Here is a 22,147-nt window from a genome sequence, read left to right as displayed (position 1 = left end):
TCCCACAGGGTTCAGCAAAATTCCTGTGGGAGCGCACTTTTTACTGCACCTCTTTCTGCGGTTCGCGAATCTTGTACCAGGCCACATACAGCGCCGGCAAAAACAACAGCGTCAGCAAGGTGGCGATGACGATCCCGCCGATCATCGCGTAGGCCATCGGCCCCCAGAACACTTCCCGGGCAATCGGGATCATCCCCAGGCTCGCTGCCGCAGCGGTCAGCAGGATCGGCCGACGCCGGTGCTCGGTGGCCTGTACCACCGCATCCCACGGCGTATACCCATTCTTCTCGTACTCGTCGATCTGGGTCACCAGGATCACCGAGTTGCGGATGATGATACCGATCAGCGCCAGAATCCCGAGGATCGCCACGAAGCCCATCGGCGTGCCGGTCGGCACCAGCGCGATCACCACGCCGATCAACCCCAGCGGCGCGACACTCGCCACCAGGAACAGCTTCTGCACGCTGTGCAACTGGATCATCAGGAACGTTGCCATCATGAACAACATCAGCGGCACGACCTTGGCAATCGGCCCTTGGGCCTTGCCGCTTTCCTCCACCGTACCACCCGTGGCGACCTTGTAGCCCGCCGGCAATTTTTCGGCGAACGCATCTATCGACGGCTTGAGGATTTTCACCAGGTCGGTCGGCTGGATCTCGTCGCGTATCGCCGCCTTGATGGTGATGGTCGGCAAGCGATCACGTCGCCATACCAGCGGCTGCTCCAGTTCGTAGCGCACTGTGGCAAACGCCAGCAACGGAATCGACGTGCCGCTTGGCGTGACGATCTGCAGGTTCTGCAGGGTTTGCGGAGTGCCGCGTTCGGAATCCACCGCACGACCGACCACGTTGATCAGGTAGATGTCGTCATCGACCTGGGTCACCGGCTGACCACTGACGATGCCGTTCATCAAGTTGGCCACGTCCTCGGAGGACAACCCCAACTGCCGCGCCTTGTCTTGTGCGATGTCGATGCGCAGGACTTTGCCCGGTTCATTCCAGTCGTAGATGATTTCGCCAATGTGCGGGTTCTTGTCGAGCTCGGTGGCCAGGTCTATGGCATGTCGGCGCACCTGATCGATGTCCTTGCCGCTGACCCGGTACTGGATCGGACGCCCAACCGGCGGGCCCATTTCCAGTGCCTGAACGTAGCTGCCGATGCCGACGAAGTCTTTGCGCAGGCGATCACGCAGCTTCTGCATCATGGCCTCGCGGGACTCGCCTTTGCTGACGATCACCAACTGCGCGTAGAAAGGGTTTTGCAGTTGTTGGTCCAGAGGCAGATAGAAACGAATGGCGCCCTGGCCGATGTAGGTGCTCCAGCGCACGATGTCCGGATCGCCTTTGAGGGTCGCTTCCAGCAGATCGACGGCGCGCCGGGTTTCGTCCATGGAGGCGTTTTGCGGCAGGTTCAGGTCCACCAGGATTTCCGGACGGTCCGAGGACGGGAAGAACTGGTTCTGTACAAAACGCATGCTGAACAGCGCCAACGCGAACAACAGCACGGTAATGCCGATGGCCCACCAGCGATTGCGCATGCACCACAGCAGCCCGCCATTGAAGGCCTTGCCGATGCGCCCGGGTTCACCGTCGTGGGCTTTGACCTTGGTGCTGAGGATGTGCACGCCGATGACCGGCGCAAACAACACCGCCACCACCCACGACACCAGCATCGCACAGGCGATTACCGCAAACAGTGTGTAGGTGTACTCACCCGCCGAGCTGGCGTTCAGGCCAATCGGCACGAAACCCGCCACCGTCACCAGCGTACCGGTAAGCATCGGGAATGCCGTGGAGGTGTAGGCAAACGTAGCCGCCTGCTCTTTGGTCTCGCCCAGTTCCAGACGCGTGACCATCATTTCCACGGTGATCATTGCATCGTCCACCAGCAAGCCGAGGGCGATGATCAATGCACCGAGGGAGATCCGCTGCATGGTGATGCCGCTGTATTCCATGAATACAAACACCATCGCCAGCACCAACGGAATCGAACATGCCACCACCAGCCCGGCGCGCACGCCAAGGCTGACGAAGCTGACCAGCAGCACGATCACCACCGCTTCGAACAGTGCACTGGTAAAGCCGCCAACGGCTTCCTCCACCACCACGGCCTGATCGGAGACGTTGTAAATGCCCACGCCCACTGGCAGGTCGGCAGTCAACTGTTCGATACGGGCGTGCAGTGCCTTGCCGAATGCCTGGACGTTGCCGCCCTTCTGCATGGCAATCGCCAGACCGATGGCCGGTTTGCCATTGAAACGGAATTCCGGCGAAGCGGGATCGACGTAACCGCGACTGATTTCGGCGATGTCGGCCAGACGATAGTAGCGGTCGTTGAGCTTGAGGTTGACCTCCGCCAGGTCTTTCTCCGAAGCGAACTTCCCTGTAGTGCGCACCGAAATCCGCTCAGGCCCGGCCTCGATAACCCCCGCCGGGGTCACGGCGTTCTGCGTTTGCAGGCTCTGCACGACCTGAAGCTGATCGATGCCCAGCGCCGCGAGTTTGCGTGTGGAGAAGTTCAGGTACAGCACTTCGTCCTGCTGGCCGACCATCTCGATCTTGCCCAGCCCCGGCACGCCGCGAATCTCCATGCGCGCCTGTTCAACATAGTCGCGCAACTGACGCAGGGTCAGACCGTCGGCGGTGAAAGCATAGATCGAACCGAACACGTCACCGAACTCGTCGTTGAACCCGGGGCCTTGCATGCCTTGGGGAAACTGGCCACGAATGTCGTTGATCTTCTTGCGCACCTGATACCAGATTTCCGGGATGTCCTTGGCACTGGTGGTGTCGCGCAGGTACACATACACCGTCGATTCGCCGGGGCGCGTGTAGCTTTTTACGTAATCGAGCGAGTCGAGCTCTTCGAGCTTTTTCTCGATACGGTCGGTGATCTGCTTGAGGGTTTCCTCCTGTGTCGCCCCCGGCCATTTACTCTGGATCACCATGGTCTTGATGGTGAACGAAGGATCTTCCTCACGCCCCAGGTTGAAATACGAGAACACACCCATCAGCAACGCGACGAACATCAGATACCAGATGAACGACTGATGCTTGAGAGCCCATTCGGAGAGGTTGAAAGGCCCTTTCATTGACTGTCCTCGTCGATTTTAACTGCCTGCCCTGGTTTGAGGCTGTTTACACCGGCACTGACCACCCGCTCGCCATTCTTCACACCACCCGCCAGCACCACGGTGCTGGCGGTACGGCTGATCACGGTGACATCCCGGGGGGAAACGGTTTTGTTCTGTGCATCGATCACCCAGATGCGCGGTTTGCCATCGACCTCCTGCAACGCGGTCAAGGGAAGCTCAATGCGCGGCTTGATCGCCGAGCTCAAGGTGACGCTGATCGCAGTACCCAGGCGGAAACCTTCTGGCGTTTCAGCCAAAGTCAGGCGCGCACGCCGGGTGCGTGTGGCGCTTTGCGCCTGGGGTTCGATTTCGCGAATGGTCGCGGTGGTGTTGATGCTCGGGTTGAGTTGCGTAGCGACCAGAAACACCACATCGCTGGGCAGTTGATCAACCAGCGTATCGGGCAGATCGATCACCGCTTCCTTGATGTCCGGTTGTGCCAGGGTCACCACTTGCTGCCCGGCCGACACGACTTGCCCGGCTTCAGCGCTCCAGGCCGTGACTACGGCTTTATGGTCGGCACGCAGCTCGGTGTAGCTCAGTTGGTCCTTGCTCTGGTCGACGGCTGCACGGGCCTGGTCGAGGGACGCCTGGGTGGTTTTAAGGTTAGTCAGCGCATCATCCAGCTGCGCCTGTGCGCCCACCCCACGATCAAACAGGGTTTGCTGGCGCATGGCGCTGGCCTTGGCATTGATCAGTTGCGCCTGGATTTTCGCCAGATCGCCCTGGGCCGAACGCAGTTGGTTCTGCTGATCGGATGGATCGAGCGTGGCGAGCAATGTGCCCTTCTCGACCTCGGTGCCGACATCGACGTTACGGCTGGCGATTCGCCCGCCTACGCGAAACCCGGTATTACTTTCGTAGCGCGCCTGAATGCTGCCGGCGAAGCGCCCCAGATCCTCTTCGTTCAAAGCCTTGATCTTGATCGACAGCACCGGCCGCACAGGCTCCGGCGGTGGCGTACTTTCGGAACAGGCGCTCAGCAGCAGCCCGATGGACAACGCCCATATCGGCTTCATGGCTTGGCCTCCCAACTCAGATCCTTGTAAGTATTTTCGGCAATCTCGACTTCCATGCCTGGGTGCAACAGCTGCCCGCCGGCGACGATGACTTTTTCCCCACCCTTCAATCCGCCGCTGATGATGACCTTGCCGGTCAGGTAACGGCCGACCGTGACCGAGTGCAACTGCGCCTGGCCCTTGTCGTCGATAATCCAGACGGCAGGTTCACTGATGTTCTTGGTCAGCGCCGACCACGGCAACTCGACAACAGACTTGCCCGAGCCCCTGGCCGTGGCGCTGACCACCGAGCCCAATTGCATGCCTTCGGGCAATTTATCGAGGCCGACCTTGACCTGCACAGTACCGGACTGCGCCGACACGGCGGGGGTGACTTCACGCACGGTGCCAGTGGTTTTGATGGCCGGGTTATCGAGCAGACTGATGACAATGGTCTGATCTTTCGGCTTTTCGGCCAGCAGTGATTCATAGACGTTGAACACCGCATCCCGGTCGCCGTCCGTGGCCAGGCTGAAGATCGGCATGGTCGCCTGCACCACCTGACCTACTTCGGCCTGACGTTCGGTAATGACACCCGGTGCATCGGCAATCAGCGCCGTGTAGCTCAGCTGGTCCTTGGCGTTGGCCAACTGCGCTTGGGCCGCGCTCAACGCGCTCTGACTGCTGCGCAAGGCGGCCTGGGCCGAGTCGTATTCGCTCTGGCTGGTGTAGCCCTTGGGCAGGAGTTTCTGCTGACGCACGAACGCCGCCGCATTCTGTTTGACCCGCGCCTGCTCGGCGACGACTTGCGCCTGCGCCGAATCGACACTGGTCTGCAAATCCTTGGGGTCAAGCCGGGCCAGCACTTGTTTGGCCGTTACCCGATCGCCGACATCGACCGAACGCTGGATGATCTTGCCGCCCACGCGAAACGACAGTTCAGTCTGGACACGCGCCTGCACGTCACCGGTGAGGGTGACCGAGGCGGCAAAATCCTCCTGCTTGACGACTTGCACGAACACCCGTGGGAGGTATTCCTGAACCGGTTTTTTCTCTTCGCAAGCCGTCAGCAGGGTGACGACACTCAAGGCCATTACTACTTTTAATCCGGGAACCACCATGCAAACTCCTTGGCCTTTTTCAAATACAACACGACAGAGAGCTTAGAACAGAGTTGGAACCTTGCACGATGGTCTTATGAAGAAAAAATTCGAAGCGGGTTCGGTCGAAAAGGCTTGCAATAGACGCGTTGGCGTACCCGACAATGGCGCACTTGTTTGATATCGCTTCAGGAATCCTCATGCTCCAGACGCTCGCCGTGGCCAACTATCGCTCGATCAACAAACTGGTGATCCCGTTGGGCCGGCTGAACCTGATCACCGGCCCCAACGGCAGCGGCAAGTCCAACCTTTACCGCGCCCTGCGACTGTTGGCGGAAACCGCCCAGGGCGGAGTGGTCAACGCCCTGGCTCGCGAAGGCGGTCTGGATTCGACGTTCTGGGCGGGGCCGGAAACTCTCACTCGGCGCATGCGTAATGGCGAAGTGCCGATCGAGGCCACGGTGCGCCACGGGGTCAAACGCCTGCGCCTGGGGTTTGCCGGCGACGACTTCGGCTACTCGATCAGCCTGGGCCTGCCCGATTCCAATGGGCATTTCATGCTGCCCGGCAATCACGCTCCCATACCCTCACGCTTCAGCCTCGACCCGCAGATCAAGCGCGAATGTCTGTGGGCCGGGCCGTTCTATCGCCCGGCCAGTCTGCTGGTGGATCGCGAGGGCCCGATGATCCGCGCCCGCGCCAGTCGCAGTTGGGATGTGCTGGCGCAGCACACGCCGACTTTCGACAGTCTGTTCGATCAGATCGGCAGCCTGCGGACTTCGCCGCAGGTGTTGGAAATTCGCGAATTCATCCGCCGCTGGCGTTTTTACGATCACTTTCGCAGCGATGCCGATGCGCCCGCTCGGCAACCTCAATTAGGCACGCGCACACCGGTGTTGCATCACGACGGGCGCGATCTGGCGGCGGCCTTGCAGACGATCATCGAAATCGGCGATCCCGAGGCGTTGTGGGCGGCAATCAGTGACGCGTTTCCTGGCGCCAGGCTGAACATCGAACCGCTGCGCGGCGGACGCTTCGCCATCGAGTTTTTTCAGGAGGGGTTATTGCGCCCGTTGTCGGCGGCAGAGTTGTCGGACGGGACGTTGCGCTATCTGCTGTTGGTCGCGGCATTACTGACGCCGCGTCCGCCAACACTGATGGTGCTGAACGAACCGGAAACCAGTCTGCATCCAGATCTGCTGCCGGCGTTGGCGCGCTTGATCATCCGCGCATCGCAGCACTGCCAGGTGTGGGTGGTCTCACATGCCCGACGATTGATTTCAGCGTTGCAGGAGGATCCGCAATGCAATTGCATCGTGCTGGAGAAAAATCTCGGGCAGACCGGGATCGTCGGCCAGCGGATGCTGGATGAACCCGCCTGGCATTGGCCAGACTGAACGGCCAGTGATTTGCCGGGACGACGCAAGACGACTATTTTCCCCTACACCGCAGGAAGGATCTTTTTTTCGAAATACCCCTCCAAGGACGGCCCCCCTTTGGGCAGCCTCCCCAGGCCAGGCAATCACAAGGATGAGAAAATGGCAGACGCAAAAGTGCCGCAACGGCTGGATCCGCAGGACGTTGTGAAATTACTGATGGCGTTGCGCAGGGCGTTGGAGGCCAGGGTGGCTTGAAGGCTTTTGATGTCGCCCCAGTTCACAACCAAATCAAACGCCCATAAAAAAACGCCGACGCTGGATCAGCCGTCGGCGTTTGAAACCTTGAAGGGTTTTGCTTCGCGAATCAGAACGCCGGCAGTACCGCGCCGCTGTACTTCTTCTCGATGAAGGCTTTCACTTCTGGACTGGTCAAAGCCTTGGCCAGTTTCTGAATGGCAACGCTGTCCTTGTTGTCCGGACGGGCCACCAGGTAGTTCACGTAAGGCGAATCGGCACCTTCAATGATCAGCGCATCTTTGGCCGGGTTCAGGCCCGCTTCCAGCGCGTAGTTGGTGTTGATCATGTCCAGGTCGACCTGATCCAGCACACGCGGGAGCATGGCCGATTCGAGTTCCTTGAACTTGAAGTTATGTGGGTTCTTGGCAATGTCTTTGGGCGTCGACACAGCGTTTTTCGGGTCTTTCAACTCGATCAGGCCAGCCTTCTGCAACAGGATCAGGGCACGGCCGCTGTTGCTGCCTTCGTTAGGGATGGCGATGGTTGCGCCGTCTTTCAGCTCCGCCAGGGATTTGACTTTCTTCGAGTAGCCACCGAACGGTTCGACGTGAACACCGATGACGGTTTCAAGATGGGTGCCTTTGCCTTCGTTGAAGCTTTTCAGGTACGGCAGGGTCTGGAAGTAGTTGGCGTCCAGACGCTTCTGATCGACCTGCACGTTCGGCTGAACGTAGTCGGTGAATACTTTGATTTCCAGGTCCACGCCTTCTTTGGCGAGGGTTGGCTTGATCAGTTCGAGAATCTCGGCGTGTGGTACCGGGGTTGCGGCAACCACCAGTTTCTCGCCCGCCAGGGCCAGGCCCGAGGTCAGGGCAGCCGCCAGTGCGGTGAACAACAGAACCTTTTTCATGCAGTGTCCTTATCGGAAATCACAGTCGCTTGTGGCGACGGCTTGAAGATGAGAGTGCCAGTGAAGTGCTATCGCTGGCGTGAGGCGGACAATACCGGGATTTTTTATTCCCGAACAATAACGTTTATTAAGCTTCATATTCCATTTTGTTCATAAAACTCTAACTCGCACATCTTCCTTTGTAGGAGCCGGCTTGCTGGCGATGGCGTCCGTTCAGAAAAACCGCGTCGCCGCGATCGCGAGCAAGCTTGCTCCTACGAAAGCCCGGTGTTTTTGAGTAACTGTTTCAAGGCTGCCTGGTCAGCGACAGAGCCATTGTCGAGAATCTGCCGGATCTGACTCTCGATCTGCTCCAGAGAAATCGAGAGCTCCGGCAAATTCAAATGCTCCGGCAAAATCTCATCCCCGGTGCTTACCAGCAGCGCAAAGTGAATGATGTTTTCCAGCTCTCGGGTATTACCCGGCCAGCTATGGCGTTCCAGCACGATCTGCGCCGCCTCACTGATCAGCGGCACCGGCAAGTCCAGGCGCTGGCTGTAGATGCCGAGGAAATATTCGGCCAGGGACAGGATGTCGCCCGTACGTTCGCGCAGCGCCGGCAGTTCGAGTTGGCCTTCGCTGAGGTAATGAAAAAGCCGCTCGTGGAATTTTCCAGCCGCAACAGCCTTGGCCAGATCGATGCTGGTGGCCGCAACCAGACGCACGTCCACCGGGCTCGGCTGAGGGGCACCGACGCGCATGACTTCATGATTTTCCAGGGCGGCGAGCAATTTGATCTGGATCGGCAGCGGCAGGTCGCCGATTTCGTCCAGGTACAGCGTGCCGCCATTGGCCGAGCCGAACCAGCCGGCGCGGCTGCTCGCTGATCCGCTAAAGCTGCCCGCGGCGTAGCCAAACAATTCGGCGTCGGCGTAAGTCGGACTGATGGCGCCGCAATTGACCGACACAAACAAGCCGCCACGATCGCTGGCGCGATGGATATGCCGCGCCAGCAACTCCTTGCCCGAACCGGTCTCACCACGGATGAGCACCGAGATTGAACGCGGCGCCAGTTGCTCCAGGTCTTCGCGCAGCTGCCGGGAACGCGGATCGACGAACACCAGCGCCTTGGCGCGAATGCTCAGGGGACTTTTTTCTGCATCGGGAAAGGTCAGCAAGGGCTGACCGAAGGTTTCAAAACTCATGGCAGACTCCCGCCCAAAACCGCCGGGAGACGGGGGCGATTTAATGAAAAATAAGACTCAAGCGCGGCGCAGAGCGTGATGTTCCATGCGGTTTTGCAGGCGGTACAGATAGGCAAACCCCTGCTCCCAACGCTGGTGACCGGACTTGACGTTGATGTGCCCCGCTCCGGCCAGAATCCCCGCCTCGGCGCCCCAGTTGCGTGCCAGTTCCAGCGCTCGAGGCGCACTGACGGCGCTGTCGTTGTCGGAGCTGACGACCTGGCTAGGGAAAGGTAAAAGATCCGTCGGAATCGGCGCAAAATTGCGCAAGGCCGGCGCACAGGCCGGACGCTCGACATCCGCGGGCGCGACCAGCAGAGCACCGCGCACCTGACGCAGAAATTGCACCGGTGCCGTTGCAGCCCAATGGGCGACAGTGATGCAACCCAGGCTGTGGGCGATCAGGATCACCGGCGTGCTGTCGGCGGCAATCGCCTCGGCCAGTGCCGCGACCCAGTCTTCGCGTCGCGGCGTCAACCAGTCGGCCTGCTCCACCCGTGCACTGTTCGGCAGGCTGTTCTGCCAATGGCTTTGCCAATGATCGTCTGGCGATCCTTGCCAGCCCGGCACAATCAGGTAGCGAATTGATTCGTTGCGCATGGGGGAGCTCTCCGGCTGCGTGTCTGTTCCCGATCGAGTATAGGGAGGAGAGTTATATTCGTTAAGGAATAAGAAGCTATTTATTAAGATCTTAAAGGAATATTAGATTGATGATTTGTAGGAGCTGGCTTGCTAGCGAATGCGGTAGGTCAGGCAGCAATTTACCCGCTGGAAGGACGCCAACGCCGGCAAGCCAGCGCCTACAGAGTTTGCCGGACATAAAAAAAGGGCCGCACCCTGCCAAGGAGACGGCCCCGCAAAAGCAAAAATCTGTTAACGCGCGGTAATCACCGACAGCTTGGTAATCCCTGCCCGCTCGATCGACGCCATGGCCCGTGCCACTTCGCCGTAGTTCACCCCGTCATCGGCCTGCAATTGCACCCGCACTTCCGGGTCCTTGGCCTTGGCCGCCTGCAGGTTAAATTCCAGCAAATCCGGCTGGATTTCATCCTTGTTGATAAACAGCTTGCCGGCGCCATCAATGCTCACCACCAGCGGGTCTTTCTGTTCCACCGGCGCCACGGCCTCGGTCTTGGGCAGGTTGATCGGTATCGCGTTGGTCAGCAGCGGCGCGGTGACGATGAACACCACCAGCAGCACCAGCATCACATCCACCAGTGGCGTCACGTTGATCTCGCTCAGAACCTCATCACTGTCTTGCGTGGAGAAGGCCATATCAGGACGCCTCCTTCACTTTCTGCGCGCCGCCCTGGGCCGAAACCCTGTGCGCCGTCGGATGAATCAACACGCGGAACGAACTCTTCTGCGCCAGGCTGTAGAAGTCATGGGCGAAGTCATCGAGGTCCGCCGCCGTCAGTTTCAAACGACGTAAAAAGTAGTTGTAAACCAGCACTGCCGGCACGGCGACGGCGATCCCTACGCCCGTGGCAACCAGCGCCGCTCCGATAGGTCCGGCCACGGTTTCCAGGCTTGCAGAGCCAGCTGCACTGATGCCTTTCAACGCTTCCATGATTCCCCACACCGTGCCGAACAAACCAATGAACGGTGAGGTGCTGCCAATACTCGCGACCACCGCCAGCCCGGTCTCCAGAGACCGACGTTCACGCACGATCTGCTGACGCAAGGCCCGCTCCAGACGGTCCTGATGATTGATCGCCTGGCTTAAATCCGCTGCCTGTGGCGTCTCACCGACCTGGATCGCCGCATAACCGGCCTGTGCCACACGCGCCGCAGCGCCGGGTTGGGTTTCGCTCAACTCGGCGGCCGAATCGAGACTCGATGCCGCCCAGAACTGTTTATGAAACTTGCGATCCTGCGCCTTGAGGCGGCCGAACTGCACACCCTTGAGCAAGGCCAGGCCCCAGGTCGCGACGGAAAAAACCACCAGCAGCCAGATCACCGCGCTTTCGATGGATTCAAGTGGAGATGCCAATAACGTCATGGTGTAGTCCTCGTGTAAACGTTTCGCGCGAATTTGGTTTCGGTTTAATGAATCTTGAAGTCGATGGGCACGCTGACCCATCCATCCTGTGCGACATCACCCTGCTTGGCTGGCACGAAACTCCAGCGTTTCACCGCGCTCAAGGCGGCTTCGTCGAGGGCTTCGCGGCCGCTGCTTTTCTGAATCTGGATCTCGCCTGGCTTACCGCTGGCCAGTACATGCACCCGCAGCAACACCGTACCTTCCCAACCGCGACGCTGGGCCAGCGACGGATACTCCGGCGCTGGATTTTTCAAGTAACCCGCGCTCGCTGACGCCGGTGTCACGGGTGCCGGTGCAGGTGGAGCCGGTGGTGCCGGGGCCGCAACGGGTGCTGCCGGTTGCGGCGGCGCCGGTGGTTGTTCTGCGACTTTCGGGACCGGTTTTGCGACCGGTTTGGCAACAGGTTTCGGCTTGGGCACGGGTTTGGGTGGTGGCGGTTTTACAGCCAGTTCGTCCTCCACGGGAGGGGGTGGCTCCACAACTGGCTGGACCGGTTGCGGCGGCGGTGGCTCGACCACGGGCGGCGCCGGACGCGAGAACTCGATGGTCATCGGCGGGATTTCCGGCGGCACGATCGGCAACGCCGGGGTCGGCTGCTGGTTGACCCAATAGATCACCGCGCCATGCACCAGCAGCGCCAGCACCCCCAGCAGGATCGTTTCCCGACGGTTCAAGATTCCTTGGGGCGTGCGTTGCAAACGCAACTGACCCAAGGGCACACGGTGCGGCCGGCCGAGGTCGACCAAATCGCCACCGTGCGCCGGGCGCCACAACACGTCATGTGCGCTGGCGGCGGTCTGAACATTGCCCATTGCTTAAACTCCCTGCGGTCTCTTGGCGAATAACCGAAACGTCGTACTGAACATCCCCCGACGACGTCTGGGTGGAAGAAATCATTGACTGGAACACTTAGCTCATAAAGTAATGTTTGTTGTTATGCTTAGATCGATAACGAATATGCAAAACATCACCTCACCGCCAGAGCCCGCCGTTCAAGGGCTGTGGCCCGAAGGCGAAATACCGATGCCTTACAGGCATGAAAAGTATTCATCCAAGGCATCGTTTTTCGCCGTCAGAAGTCGTAACGACCGGTCACACCTAACGTCCGTGGTGTGCCGAGCAGGCCTTCGTAACCTCCATTGGCAGCCGTCCACAGCGTCGTGTAGTAGGTTTTGTCGAAGGCGTTTTTCAACCACAGCGACACGTCCCACTGCCCCTGCTTGAAGTCACCGCGAAGACCCGTGGACAGGTTGACCACGGCATAACTCGGTATCTGCCCATAGTCGGAATCCTCCACCGTGCCAACCGCTTTGGAACGGAAGGCGTAACTGCCGGTGACGTACTCCTCGAAGCCGTTGCTCAGGTTCCATTTGTATTCGCCGTTGGCGTTGCCGATCCATTTCGACGCGCCCACCACTTGATGTCCGGTGAGGTCACAAGACGCTGGAGCGCCCGGTGCCAGGCTGACTTCCGGCGGGCATGGCGCGTCCTTGTAGGAGAGGTAGCTGACATCGTTGTACGAACCGTTGATGTTCAACGTCAGGCCACGCAACGGAATCAGGGTGCTTTCGAACTCCACACCGCGAGAACGCACGGAGCCGGCGTTGGTCAGGTATTGCACGCGGTTGGCTTCGTCGTAGGCGTTGGTCTGGTAGCCGTTGACCTGGGTCCAGAACACGTTGGCGTTGAGTTGCAGGCGACGGTCCCAGAGCGTGCTCTTGAAACCGAGCTCGGCGTTGTTCGCCCGCTCAGTGCCGATCAGCAACGAGTCAGCACCCGCCACCGGCGCCGTGCCCACGGCCAGGTTGACCCCACCGGATTTCTCGCCGTGGGACAACGTGGCGTAGGTCAGCAGGTCGTCGGTAAGGCGATAGCTGAGGTTCAACAAACCCGAAGGGCTGGAACTGTATTGATTCAGATCGCCGGAATCGTAAGCGCCGGCACGACCGCGCCTGGCTGTGGCCGCCGCACCGGTGACTGCCGTGCCACCGACCGGCGCATCGCGCGTGACCCAGGCATTTTTCTCTTCATAAGTGCCGCGTATCCCAGCGGTGAAATCAAGACGTTCGGTCAGGTGCCAGGTACCTTGGGCGAACAGCGCAAAGCTATCGGTTTTGATATGTCCGTCGCCGACACTGTTGATATTGTTGAGCGCACCGTTGGGTGTGCCGCTCCAGATGTCCGCTTGCGGTCCGTAATAGGTGAAGGATTTGTTGTCCAGGTCGGAGCCGAAGTAATAGGCGCCCACCACATAATCGAAGAATCCGCCCGTGGGCGATGCCAGGCGAAACTCCTGGGAATACTGCTTATCCTCCACCGAAACACCGGCGTTGTAGAAGGCGGAAACGTCCAGGCCATCATCGTTGCGCGGGGTGAAATTCCACCAGCGATAGGAGCTGACGGATGTCAGGGTGAAGTCGCTCGGCAGTGCCCAGTTGGCCTCGACCGACGTGCCGCCCTGATGCACGGTGACGTGCTGTTCGTTGTTCAGGTTGACCTTGCGGTGCGTACCGTCGACCAGCGTCGCACCCGCCGCATTTGCCCGGGCCTGATACAGGTTGGTGCCATTGATGGTCGGGCCGGTGTTGTACAACACCCGAGTACCGGCGCTGGAATCTTCCTCGTTGTAGTCACCGATCCAGCGCAGGTTGAACGACTCGTTGGGTTTGAACAACAACTGTCCACGAAAGCCTTCGCGCGAGCCTCCGTTCAAATCATGGCCGTCGAATTCGTTCTTGATGTCGCCGTCGCTGCGGGTGCGATAAGCAGAAAAACGCCCCGCCAGTTCGTCATTCAGCGGCCCGGAAATCGTGCCCTTGGTCTGGAAATAGCCATCCTCACCCACCGAGGTTTCGATGCTGCGTTCAGGGGTGAACGTCGGCGCGCGGGTGCTGATGTTGATCACGCCGGCTGTGGTGTTCTTGCCGAACAGCGTGCCTTGCGGACCGCGCAGCACTTCGAGCTGTTCGATGTCCATCAGATCGAACACCGCCATGCCCGGCCGGCCGAGGTATACGTTGTCGATGTACAGGCCGACACTGCCTTCCAGGCCATCGCTGGCCGGGTTGTTGCCCAGCCCGCGGATCGAGACGCTGGACTGACGCGCATGCATGTAGGCGACGTTGACGCTGGGCACCAGTTGCTGCAAATCCTGGATGCGATAGACCCGCTGGGCTTCCAGGTTCTGGCCGCTGACCACGCTCATTGGCGTTGGTACATCCTGCGAGCTTTCCTCACGGCGGCGAGTGGTGACCGTCACGGTTTCCAGTTGTGCGCTGTCAGCCGTGGCGGATTTTTTCGGGGTGGTTTCAGGGGTGGTGCTGTCGGCTGCGTAGCCTTGGGTCCAACTGGCGCTGCCAGCCAGCAACAGTGCGAGTGGCAGGCGTTTGAGCCGTTGGGGTGACGAGGTTGAAGCGAAGTGCAACGGACTCATAAGGCGCGGTTCCCGATCAAAAGAAATTCTGTATTGCTTGCCAGGCCGCCATCGCCAGCAGGCTGGGTGGCTCCCACATTGTTTTTGTGTACGCCACAAATCCCCTGTGGGAGCCAGCCTGCTGGCGATAGCGTCAGCTCAGACGCCGCCGATATCCGGCCCTTTCACGGTCTGGCTGATCTGCCCATTCACACCCACCGGCACCTCGCCCTTGAGCGTCACGCGGCGCACGATGCGATCCTGGGTTGCGTAGTCATCCACCGCGTAATGCTGGGTGGAGCGGTTGTCCCAGATCGCCACATCACCGGCCTGCCAGCGCCAGCGCACGATGTTTTCCTGGCGGATCACATGGCTTTGCAGCAAGCCAAACAGGTGCGCCGAATCAGCCTGGGAATAACCCTTGATGCGTTTGACGAAATGCCCGAGCAACAGGCTCTTCTCACCACTGATCGGGTGCACGCGGACCACCGGATGCTCGGTCTCGTAGACGGTCGAGGTGAAGATCTTGCGATAGCGCTCCAGCTTCTCGGCCGAGACGTCTGGCTTGCCGCCCGCGTAGTCGTATTCGTTGCTGTGTACGGCGACCAGTTTGTCGGCCAACTCACGCAGCTCCGCCGACAACCCGTCATAGGCGGTAGCGGTGTTGGCCCACAGGGTGTCGCCGCCGAAAGCAGGGGCGACCACCGAGCGCAGGATCGACGCTTTCGGGTAGGCCTCGACGAAGGTCACGTCGGTGTGCCAGGAGCTGGCGCGCTGGCCCTCAGCGCCGTCCAGCTCGAGCAGAAAACGCGTGCCTTCGCGAACCGGTACGGTCGGGTGCGCCACCGGTTCGCCGAGCAGGTGGGCGAACGCCTCCTGGCGCTGATCGTCGAGCTGGGTCTGCTCACGGAAGAAGATCACTTTGTATTGCAGCAGCGCCTGTTGAATGGCTTCGACAGTCGCGGCATCCAGTTCGCCCGAAAGGTGTACGCCACGAATCTCGGCGCCGATCCGGCCGGCCACCGGATGGATTTCAAGCGCTTGAACGGCGGGTTTTACAGCGAAAGCGGCATTGCTCATGGGTAGACCCTCATCGGACTGCTTGCGGTTGACCGACCGCGAAACACTGCTCTATCCATATTCTATTTAGATCTAATAGATATCTGAATGCTTCGTTGACGGAATAAGAGGTTGCATTTAAAACCTCAGTCATCGCTCGTCGCAAATGCCTTCGAACTATTTTTAGGATGCCGGAAAAGCATATGGATCTTCGCCAGTTGCGTTACTTCATCGCCCTCGACGAACACCGCAGTTTTGTTCGTGCTGCTGAGGCCATGGGCATTACTCAGCCCGCTTTCAGCCGCAGTATCCAGGGACTTGAGCACGAGTTCGGCTGCGTCCTGGTGGATCGCGGCAACAAGGATTTGAGACCGACACCCGAAGGCTTGATGGTGCTGCAACACGCCCGCAGCCTGGTGCAAGGCGCAGCGTTGCTCAGTGCTGAAGTGACACAAATGACCAAGCTCGATGCCGGCGAATTGCGCTTCGGCTGCGGCCCGGCGCCGGCAGTGAAACTGGTACCGGATGCCGTGGCGCAGTTCATCAATGCGCACCCCAAAGTGCGCACGTGTTTCGAGGTGGATAACTGGGAAAAACTCAGCCGTGCACTGAGCCGCGAGGAGATCGAGTTCTTCATCGCCGACATCCGCCATTTCGAGTCCGATCCGAACTTCCAGACCCAGGCACTGACGCCCAAACGCGGGGTGTTTTTCTGCCGACCCGGACATCCACTGCTGGCCAAGGAAAGCCTGTCGACCAACGACATGTTCGACTATCCGCTGGCGACTACGATGATTCCTCCGGGCATTCGCAAACTGCTGGCGAACCTCAGCGGACGGGTGGATTTCTCCCCGAGCATTCAGACCGAACATTTTCCGGCGCTGGTGAAAATCGTGCTGCAATCGAACGCGATTGGCGTGGGTACGCAGGAGGCGTTTGTCGAAGACAGCGCTCAGGGTTCGCTGGTGTTGCTGCACTGGCGCAATCTGCCGCAGAACATCGAGAGCATGAATGCGCGCTGCGGGATTGTCAGTCGCTCCGGGTTCCGGCTATCGCCGGCGGCGCGGGCGATGATCGAGACGTTGGTGGCGGTGGACAGGCAACAGATGGCTGTTGCTGTTTGAAGATCAAGAGATCGCAGCCTTCGGCAGCTCCTACACTAATCGATGTAGGAGCTGCCGATGGCTGCGATCTTTTAAGATTCAGAGCTTGGCAGCAGCCAACTCCGGCGCCACCCAATCGCTCACCTTGAACGGCTTGCGAATCAACTTCTGCTGCGAAGCCATGTCCACCGCATCCTGCAACTTGCCAAGGAACACCGGATCAAGCGTCGACTGGAACACCTCGCTCAGTTTCTGATCCTTCAAGTCCTGGGAAAGAATGATCGGTGGATAACTCGCCAATCCCGACACCAGTTGAATGTAGGCATCCTTGTTGCCGTCCTGGGTCAACCACTCCACGGCTTGCTGTTGGGCCTTGAGCAATTTTGCCACCACTTGCGGATGCGCATCGACAAATGCCCCGGTGCCGACCAGCACTGCCTGCACGCTACCGGCGCCACCAAGATCCTTGGTGTTCAATGGCAGTTCCGCCAGGCCTTTGGCTTGCAGCGCCGTCAGGCCCGAACCACTCCAGGATGCGTCGATCTGTTTCGCTGCAAGCGCCGCGACGGCCGCGTTGAAATCCAGGTTAATGACTTTTACATCCCTCTCGCTCAAGCCCTGGCTGGCCAGCGCCGCATCAAACGACAACTGGCTGGCGGTGCCGCGAAAAATCGCCACACGTTTGCCCTTGAGGTCCTGCAAGGTCTTGATCCCTGATCCCGGCACCACGCCCAGATAGTGCTTCACGTCCCGCGCAGTCGCACTGAGCAAACGCGTGTCCAGACCATTGGACTTGCCGATGATGGCCGCCAGATCACCGAGGTACGCCAGATCGACCTGATCGTTGGCAAACGCCTCGTTGATCACCGGTCCCGCACCCTTGAAGAAGCTCCACTGAATCTTGATGCCCTGTTCGGCGAAGGCTTTTTCGAAGATCTGTTGATCACGCAAAACGTCCACTACCCCGCCGCCACTGTGCTGGGTGCCGGCGCTGAGGTCCGGCACGGCGATGCGGATTTCCTTGAGCTCTTCGGCGCTGGCGGTGAAGGCCAGTAAACCCGCCAGGGCCGGTGCGGCGAAGACGCTGATGACGCGCTTGAAAGGAAAGTTCATGGGTGTAGCTCCTTGGGGCAACGGGCGTTGAGGAGCTGAAACTAGGCTGATTCTTCATCAGCACTTAAATACTATAAATTCACATTTTTATATCTTTTCGATCTAAATCAACCGCTGCGGGGCTCTGACGCTCGCATGCAAAAACAGCATCGAAAATATTCATCGAAGGCATTGGATGCGAGTGTAACGGCAGGCTTTAAATGGATTCGCTTATCTCCAAATAGCATTGATTTTATTTTTTATATAACCACCGAGCAATTCGAAATCTCCAAGATCGCAGCCTTCGGCAGCTCCCACAGAGGGGTGTCGATAGCTGTAGGAGCTGCCGAAGGCTGCGATCTTTTGATCTTCACCCGACAACGGAGGTCACCCATGGCCCGTGTTTCCCTTCTCAGCCTGCCGCTGGCCGCGCCGTCACTTGCGAACAGGCAACGCTGGCCAAGCCTGGGCCAACGTTTGCTGCCGTGGTTGTTGCCCACTGCCCTTTTCGCCCTCTGGTGGCTCGCCAGCCGCAATCATTGGATGAGCGAGCAGATCCTGCCCGCGCCGTCACTGGTCTGGAGCAGCGCGGTCGAGTTATCGCAAGGTGAGTTATTGAGCCATTTGGGGATCAGCCTGCAACGCCTGTTCTTGGGGCTCCTGGCCGGAATCAGCGCAGGTGCTGCATTGGGTGCGGCGCTGGGTTTCAGCCCTCGATTGGAGCGCTTGGTGTTCCCGACTTTCGCCGGGTTGGCGCAAGTCCCGACCCTGGCGTGGATTCCATTGTTCATGGTGTTTTTCGGCATCGGCGAAGTACTGAAACTGGTGGTGCTGATCAAGGCCATCGTGGTGCCGGTGACCTTGCACACGCTGGTCGGTGTGCGGGATGCGCAACCGAAACTGCGCGAAGCCGCCGCCGTGTTGCGCTTGCCGTCGCGACTGCTGATCCGGCGACTGGTACTGCCTGCGGCCCTGCCGGCATTCATGGCCGGTGTGCGACTTGCGTTGGCGGCGGGCTGGACGTCGTTGCTCGCCGTGGAACTGCTCGCCTCCAGTGAAGGCATCGGCTACCTGATGGTCTGGGCGCGACAGCTATTCATGCTCGACATCGTCTTCGTGTGCATCGTAGTGATCGGTGTGATCGGCGTGGCGATGGACCGCGGCATCGGTCTGCTGGACAGGAAACTGGTGCACTGGCCGCACCCAGCCACTGCCGAGATCCGTCGCGGTCCGCGTTATCAAGGCTGGCAACGCTTGCAACCGTGGCTGCTGCCGCTGGTGCTGTTGGCATTGTGGCAATTGACCTCGGATCGGCAGTGGGTTGATGCAAATATTCTGGTCAGCCCGCTGGCGGTCCTGCAAACCACCTGGAACGGTCTACTCGACGGCACGCTGATAGGTGGCATGGCCCTCAGTCTGGGTCGGACTCTTGGCGGGTTGCTGCTCGGTGGCGGGCTCGGCTTTGCCTTTGGACTGCTGCTGGGACTGTCGCGCACCAGTGAGCGTGTGCTTGGCCCGACCCTCGCCGCCATTCGCCAGATTGCGATTTTCGCCTGGGTGCCGTTACTCACCGCGTGGTTCGGTCTTGGCGAATTGGCCAAGTGGGTGTTCGTCGCCCTCGCCGCTTTTTTCCCGCTGTTTATCGCCACTCAACGCAGCGTCGCCAACCTCTCACCCCAACTCAACGAAGCCGCTCAGGTGCTGCGCCTGAACCTGCGCCAACGCCTGCGCCGACTGGTATTGCCAGGCGCCGCGCCGGGGATTTTCGCAGGGCTCAGGCTGAGCCTGATCTACGCCTGGCTCGGCACGATCGGCGCCGAATATTTCATGCCGTCCAACGGCGGCATCGGCAGCCAGATGATCGGCGCCCAACAACTGCTGCGCATGGACCTGATCATGGCCGGCATGTTGCTGGTAGGCCTTACCGGCGCCCTGCTCAACCTCATTGGCCAACGCCTGGAAATCCGCGTCACCCGCTGGAGACACGCATGAACGCACCGATTGTCAGCTTCAATCACGTGGGCAAAACCTTCGACGTCGACGGCTTCACACTTGAGGCCATTCGCGAATTCAACCTGGACATTGCCGAGGGCGAGTTTGTCGCCATCGTCGGCTCCAGCGGTTGCGGCAAATCCACTTTGCTGCGGCTGTTGGTGGGCCTCGATACGCAGTTTCGCGGGCAGATCACCGTGGACGGAAAAGCCGTCAGCGGCATCGGCGGCGAACGCGGCATCGTCTTTCAGGAGCACCGGTTGTTTCCGTGGCTGAGCGTGGCCGACAACATCGGCCTGGGCCTGGTCAACGAACCGTTGAGCGCCGCGCAAAAGAAAAAGCGCATCGATGACTTCATCGAACTGGTGGGCCTGAGCGACTTCACCCGCGCCTATCCGCACCAGCTCTCCGGCGGCATGGCGCAACGCGTGGCGATTGCTCGCGGCCTGGTGGCCAGCCCCCGGATTCTGCTGCTCGATGAGCCATTCGGCGCTCTCGACGCCCTCACTCGCCAGCAGATGCAGGACGAACTGCTGGCGATCCGCACACGGGCAAAAATCACCACCATCCTGGTGACCCACGATGTCGAGGAAGCGATTTTCCTGGCCGACCGCGTGGTGGTGATGGAGCCGCGTCCGGGCCGGATCAAGCAAGTGGTCGACATCGCCCTGCCCCATCCGCGTCAGCGCAGCAGTTTCGACTTCCATCAACTGCGCGAAGAACTGCTGCACGAACTCACCAGCGACGATCACTACCAACCGCCCATCCCGGTGCAGATCCGCGATCTGCCGCTGTCTTTCATTGCCTACTGAAAAAGGAAATTTTTGATGCCACAACGTCCCAACTTTCTGGTGATTCTGGCCGATGACCTGGGCTTTTCCGATCTCGGTGCATTCGGCGGTGAGATCAACACACCGAACCTCGATGCCCTGGCCAATAACGGCCTGCGTTTGACAGATTTTCACACCGCGCCAACCTGCTCGCCGACCCGTTCGATGCTGCTGACCGGCACCGATCATCACATCGCTGGCATCGGCACCATGGCCGAAGCGCTGACCCCGGACCTGATCGGCAAACCGGGCTACGAAGGGCACCTGAACGACCGCGTCGTTGCCCTGCCCGAGCTGTTGCGCGAGGCCGGTTACCAGACCCTGATGAGCGGTAAATGGCACTTGGGCCTGACCGCAGAACTGGCACCCCACGCCCGGGGTTTCGAGCGCTCTTTTTCACTGCTGCCCGGCGCCGCCAACCATTACGGCTTCGAGCCGACCTACGATGAAACGACGCCGAGACTACTCAAATCCACCCCGGCGCTGTACATCGAAGACGACCAATTCATCGATGAACTGCCAAAGGATTTCTATTCCTCCGACGCCTTCGGCGACAAGCTGCTGCAATACCTCAAGGAGCGCGATCAGACTCGGCCGTTCTTCGCCTACCTGCCATTTTCCGCACCGCACTGGCCATTGCAGGCGCCGGCTGATGTGGTGGAAAAATACCGCGGGCGTTATGACGCTGGCCCTGAAGTACTGCGACTGGAGCGCTTGGAAAAGCTCAAGCAACTAGGGCTGATCGAGGCCGATGTCGAGCCGCATCCGTTGATCCAGTTGACTGCACAATGGGATGCCCTGAGCGATGAGCAACGGCAGATTTCTGCGCGGGCCATGGAGGTTTACGCCGCAATGGTCGAGCGCATGGACTGGAATATCGGGCGCGTCGTCGATTACTTGCGCCAGCAAGGACAACTGGACAACACCTTCATTCTGTTCATGTCCGATAACGGTGCTGAAGGGGCATTGCTGGAGGCTTTCCCGAAATTCGGCCCGCAATTACTGACCTATCTCAACCAGCATTACGACAACAGCCTGGACAACATCGGCCGCGCCAATTCCTACGTCTGGTATGGCCCGAACTGGGCGCAGGTGGCAACCGCACCATCGCGGCTGTTCAAGGCGTTCACCACCGAAGGCGGGATTCGCGTACCGGCGCTGGTGCACTATCCGCAGTTGCCGCTCAAAGGCCAGATCAGCCATGGGTTTGGCACGGTAATGGACATCACGCCGACCATTCTGGATCTTGCCGGCGTGCGCCATCCGGGCAAGCAATGGCATGGCAAACCCGTGGCGGAGGTTCGCGGTAAATCGTGGCTGGGGTTCCTGTCGGGCGAGACCGCGCAAGTGCATGACGAGCACACCGTGACGGGATGGGAGTTGTTCGGACGGAGGGCGATTCGCCAGGGGCAGTGGAAGGCAGTTTACATTCCAGGGCCAGTAGGACCGGCGACCTGGCAGTTGTATGACCTGGGCAGTGATCCGGGGGAAATTCATGACCTGGCATCGAGTCAGCCGGAAAAGCTCAATGCCTTGATCGGGCATTGGCAGCAGTACGTGGATGAGACCGGAGTGATCCTGAGCGAGTCGCCGTTTCAGCCGGATTGATTCAGCCTGATCTACCGCCATCGCCGG

Annotated in this window: 17 protein-coding genes; 5 read left to right on the top strand and 12 right to left on the bottom strand. The window is 59.8% G+C overall.

From position 1 onward, the window contains the following. Window positions 1-40: 40 nt before the first annotated feature. From QMK58_RS01735 to QMK58_RS01725, 3 genes are read right to left on the bottom strand one after another with little or no spacing between them, the layout of a single operon-like run. Window positions 41-3,091, bottom strand: a complete 3,051-nt coding sequence (locus QMK58_RS01735; protein WP_053160704.1) for an efflux RND transporter permease subunit — start codon at window positions 3,089-3,091, stop codon at window positions 41-43. Next, entirely contained in the window at window positions 3,088-4,152 is a 1,065-nt protein-coding gene (locus tag QMK58_RS01730; protein ID WP_053160703.1) for an efflux RND transporter periplasmic adaptor subunit, read from the bottom strand. Before QMK58_RS01730 ends, QMK58_RS01735 begins: the two co-directional genes overlap by 4 nt. Then, the gene (locus QMK58_RS01725) at window positions 4,149-5,252 is read right to left on the bottom strand and encodes an efflux RND transporter periplasmic adaptor subunit (protein ID WP_320395793.1); all 1,104 of its coding nucleotides are present in this window, start codon (window positions 5,250-5,252) and stop codon (window positions 4,149-4,151) included. Before QMK58_RS01725 ends, QMK58_RS01730 begins: the two co-directional genes overlap by 4 nt. 179 nt (window positions 5,253-5,431) lie before the next feature. Between QMK58_RS01725 and QMK58_RS01720 the strand changes: the two genes are divergently transcribed. After that, window positions 5,432-6,628 (top strand): AAA family ATPase, encoded by a 1,197-nt coding sequence (locus QMK58_RS01720; protein WP_053160701.1) that lies wholly within the window; start codon window positions 5,432-5,434, stop codon window positions 6,626-6,628. A gap of 346 nt (window positions 6,629-6,974) precedes the next feature. On the opposite strand, the gene QMK58_RS01715 is transcribed toward QMK58_RS01720, so the two are convergent. From QMK58_RS01715 to QMK58_RS01680, 8 genes are all read right to left on the bottom strand, one after another. Continuing rightward, window positions 6,975-7,757 carry a MetQ/NlpA family ABC transporter substrate-binding protein gene (locus QMK58_RS01715; protein ID WP_053160700.1) on the bottom strand — a complete coding sequence of 261 codons (783 nt, stop codon included), beginning with the start codon at window positions 7,755-7,757 and terminating at the stop codon, window positions 6,975-6,977. 254 nt (window positions 7,758-8,011) lie between these two features. Continuing rightward, entirely contained in the window at window positions 8,012-8,941 is a 930-nt protein-coding gene (locus QMK58_RS01710; RefSeq protein WP_053160699.1) for a sigma 54-interacting transcriptional regulator, read from the bottom strand. Between the two features lie 57 nt (window positions 8,942-8,998). Next, window positions 8,999-9,580 (bottom strand): alpha/beta hydrolase, encoded by a 582-nt coding sequence (locus tag QMK58_RS01705; protein WP_095058195.1) that lies wholly within the window; start codon window positions 9,578-9,580, stop codon window positions 8,999-9,001. Between the two features lie 273 nt (window positions 9,581-9,853). Beyond that, window positions 9,854-10,255, bottom strand: a complete 402-nt coding sequence (locus QMK58_RS01700) for an ExbD/TolR family protein (RefSeq protein WP_034148436.1) — start codon at window positions 10,253-10,255, stop codon at window positions 9,854-9,856. A 1-nt stretch (window position 10,256) separates the two neighbouring features. After that, on the bottom strand, window positions 10,257-10,982 hold the full coding sequence (locus QMK58_RS01695; protein WP_053160697.1) for a MotA/TolQ/ExbB proton channel family protein: 726 nt from the start codon (window positions 10,980-10,982) through the stop codon (window positions 10,257-10,259). A 44-nt stretch (window positions 10,983-11,026) separates the two neighbouring features. Continuing rightward, window positions 11,027-11,836: an energy transducer TonB gene (locus QMK58_RS01690; RefSeq protein WP_053160696.1), complete on the bottom strand. Its 810-nt coding sequence runs from the start codon at window positions 11,834-11,836 to the stop codon at window positions 11,027-11,029. 260 nt (window positions 11,837-12,096) lie between these two features. Further along, the gene (locus tag QMK58_RS01685; protein WP_053160695.1) at window positions 12,097-14,457 is read right to left on the bottom strand and encodes a TonB-dependent receptor; all 2,361 of its coding nucleotides are present in this window, start codon (window positions 14,455-14,457) and stop codon (window positions 12,097-12,099) included. 138 nt (window positions 14,458-14,595) lie between these two features. Then, complete coding sequence (locus tag QMK58_RS01680) at window positions 14,596-15,516, bottom strand: TauD/TfdA dioxygenase family protein (protein WP_053160694.1); 921 nt, start codon at window positions 15,514-15,516, stop codon at window positions 14,596-14,598. A gap of 182 nt (window positions 15,517-15,698) precedes the next feature. Here QMK58_RS01680 and QMK58_RS01675 point away from each other — a divergent pair, with 182 nt between their 5' ends. Continuing rightward, window positions 15,699-16,619 (top strand): LysR family transcriptional regulator, encoded by a 921-nt coding sequence (locus QMK58_RS01675; RefSeq protein ID WP_053160693.1) that lies wholly within the window; start codon window positions 15,699-15,701, stop codon window positions 16,617-16,619. Window positions 16,620-16,697: 78 nt separating this feature from the next. Here the strand turns inward: QMK58_RS01675 and QMK58_RS01670 are convergent, their stop codons facing one another. Further along, window positions 16,698-17,711: an ABC transporter substrate-binding protein gene (locus tag QMK58_RS01670; RefSeq protein WP_320395792.1), complete on the bottom strand. Its 1,014-nt coding sequence runs from the start codon at window positions 17,709-17,711 to the stop codon at window positions 16,698-16,700. A 372-nt stretch (window positions 17,712-18,083) separates the two neighbouring features. Here QMK58_RS01670 and QMK58_RS01665 point away from each other — a divergent pair, with 372 nt between their 5' ends. Genes QMK58_RS01665 through QMK58_RS01655 form a run of 3 tightly spaced genes read left to right on the top strand, consistent with a single transcriptional unit; the run spans window position 18,084 to window position 22,120 of the window. Next, entirely contained in the window at window positions 18,084-19,682 is a 1,599-nt protein-coding gene (locus tag QMK58_RS01665) for an ABC transporter permease (RefSeq protein WP_053160691.1), read from the top strand. Further along, window positions 19,679-20,494, top strand: a complete 816-nt coding sequence (locus tag QMK58_RS01660) for an ABC transporter ATP-binding protein (protein ID WP_053160690.1) — start codon at window positions 19,679-19,681, stop codon at window positions 20,492-20,494. The genes QMK58_RS01665 and QMK58_RS01660 overlap by 4 nt, the downstream gene beginning before the upstream one ends. Window positions 20,495-20,509: 15 nt before the next feature. After that, entirely contained in the window at window positions 20,510-22,120 is a 1,611-nt protein-coding gene (locus QMK58_RS01655) for an arylsulfatase (RefSeq protein WP_053160689.1), read from the top strand. Window positions 22,121-22,147: the final 27 nt, after the last annotated feature.

The sequence above is a fragment of the Pseudomonas sp. P8_241 genome (assembly GCF_034008315.1).
Lineage (GTDB): Bacteria > Pseudomonadota > Gammaproteobacteria > Pseudomonadales > Pseudomonadaceae > Aquipseudomonas.
The sequence above is the reverse complement of the archived record's forward strand: the minus strand, read 5'-3'. Positions and strand labels throughout refer to the sequence as shown.

Coding starts and splice junctions, on each gene's coding strand:
- QMK58_RS01675 (WP_053160693.1), top strand. CDS start 15,699: ATGGATCTTCGCCAGTTGCGTTACTTCATCGCCCTCGACGAACACCGC.
- QMK58_RS01705 (WP_095058195.1), bottom strand. CDS start 9,580: ATGCGCAACGAATCAATTCGCTACCTGATTGTGCCGGGCTGGCAAGGA.
- QMK58_RS01700 (WP_034148436.1), bottom strand. CDS start 10,255: ATGGCCTTCTCCACGCAAGACAGTGATGAGGTTCTGAGCGAGATCAAC.
- QMK58_RS01715 (WP_053160700.1), bottom strand. CDS start 7,757: ATGAAAAAGGTTCTGTTGTTCACCGCACTGGCGGCTGCCCTGACCTCG.
- QMK58_RS01665 (WP_053160691.1), top strand. CDS start 18,084: ATGGCCCGTGTTTCCCTTCTCAGCCTGCCGCTGGCCGCGCCGTCACTT.
- QMK58_RS01690 (WP_053160696.1), bottom strand. CDS start 11,836: ATGGGCAATGTTCAGACCGCCGCCAGCGCACATGACGTGTTGTGGCGC.
- QMK58_RS01695 (WP_053160697.1), bottom strand. CDS start 10,982: ATGACGTTATTGGCATCTCCACTTGAATCCATCGAAAGCGCGGTGATC.
- QMK58_RS01735 (WP_053160704.1), bottom strand. CDS start 3,091: ATGAAAGGGCCTTTCAACCTCTCCGAATGGGCTCTCAAGCATCAGTCG.
- QMK58_RS01670 (WP_320395792.1), bottom strand. CDS start 17,711: ATGAACTTTCCTTTCAAGCGCGTCATCAGCGTCTTCGCCGCACCGGCC.
- QMK58_RS01710 (WP_053160699.1), bottom strand. CDS start 8,941: ATGAGTTTTGAAACCTTCGGTCAGCCCTTGCTGACCTTTCCCGATGCA.
- QMK58_RS01730 (WP_053160703.1), bottom strand. CDS start 4,152: ATGAAGCCGATATGGGCGTTGTCCATCGGGCTGCTGCTGAGCGCCTGT.
- QMK58_RS01660 (WP_053160690.1), top strand. CDS start 19,679: ATGAACGCACCGATTGTCAGCTTCAATCACGTGGGCAAAACCTTCGAC.
- QMK58_RS01685 (WP_053160695.1), bottom strand. CDS start 14,457: ATGAGTCCGTTGCACTTCGCTTCAACCTCGTCACCCCAACGGCTCAAA.
- QMK58_RS01720 (WP_053160701.1), top strand. CDS start 5,432: ATGCTCCAGACGCTCGCCGTGGCCAACTATCGCTCGATCAACAAACTG.
- QMK58_RS01725 (WP_320395793.1), bottom strand. CDS start 5,252: ATGGTGGTTCCCGGATTAAAAGTAGTAATGGCCTTGAGTGTCGTCACC.
- QMK58_RS01655 (WP_053160689.1), top strand. CDS start 20,510: ATGCCACAACGTCCCAACTTTCTGGTGATTCTGGCCGATGACCTGGGC.
- QMK58_RS01680 (WP_053160694.1), bottom strand. CDS start 15,516: ATGAGCAATGCCGCTTTCGCTGTAAAACCCGCCGTTCAAGCGCTTGAA.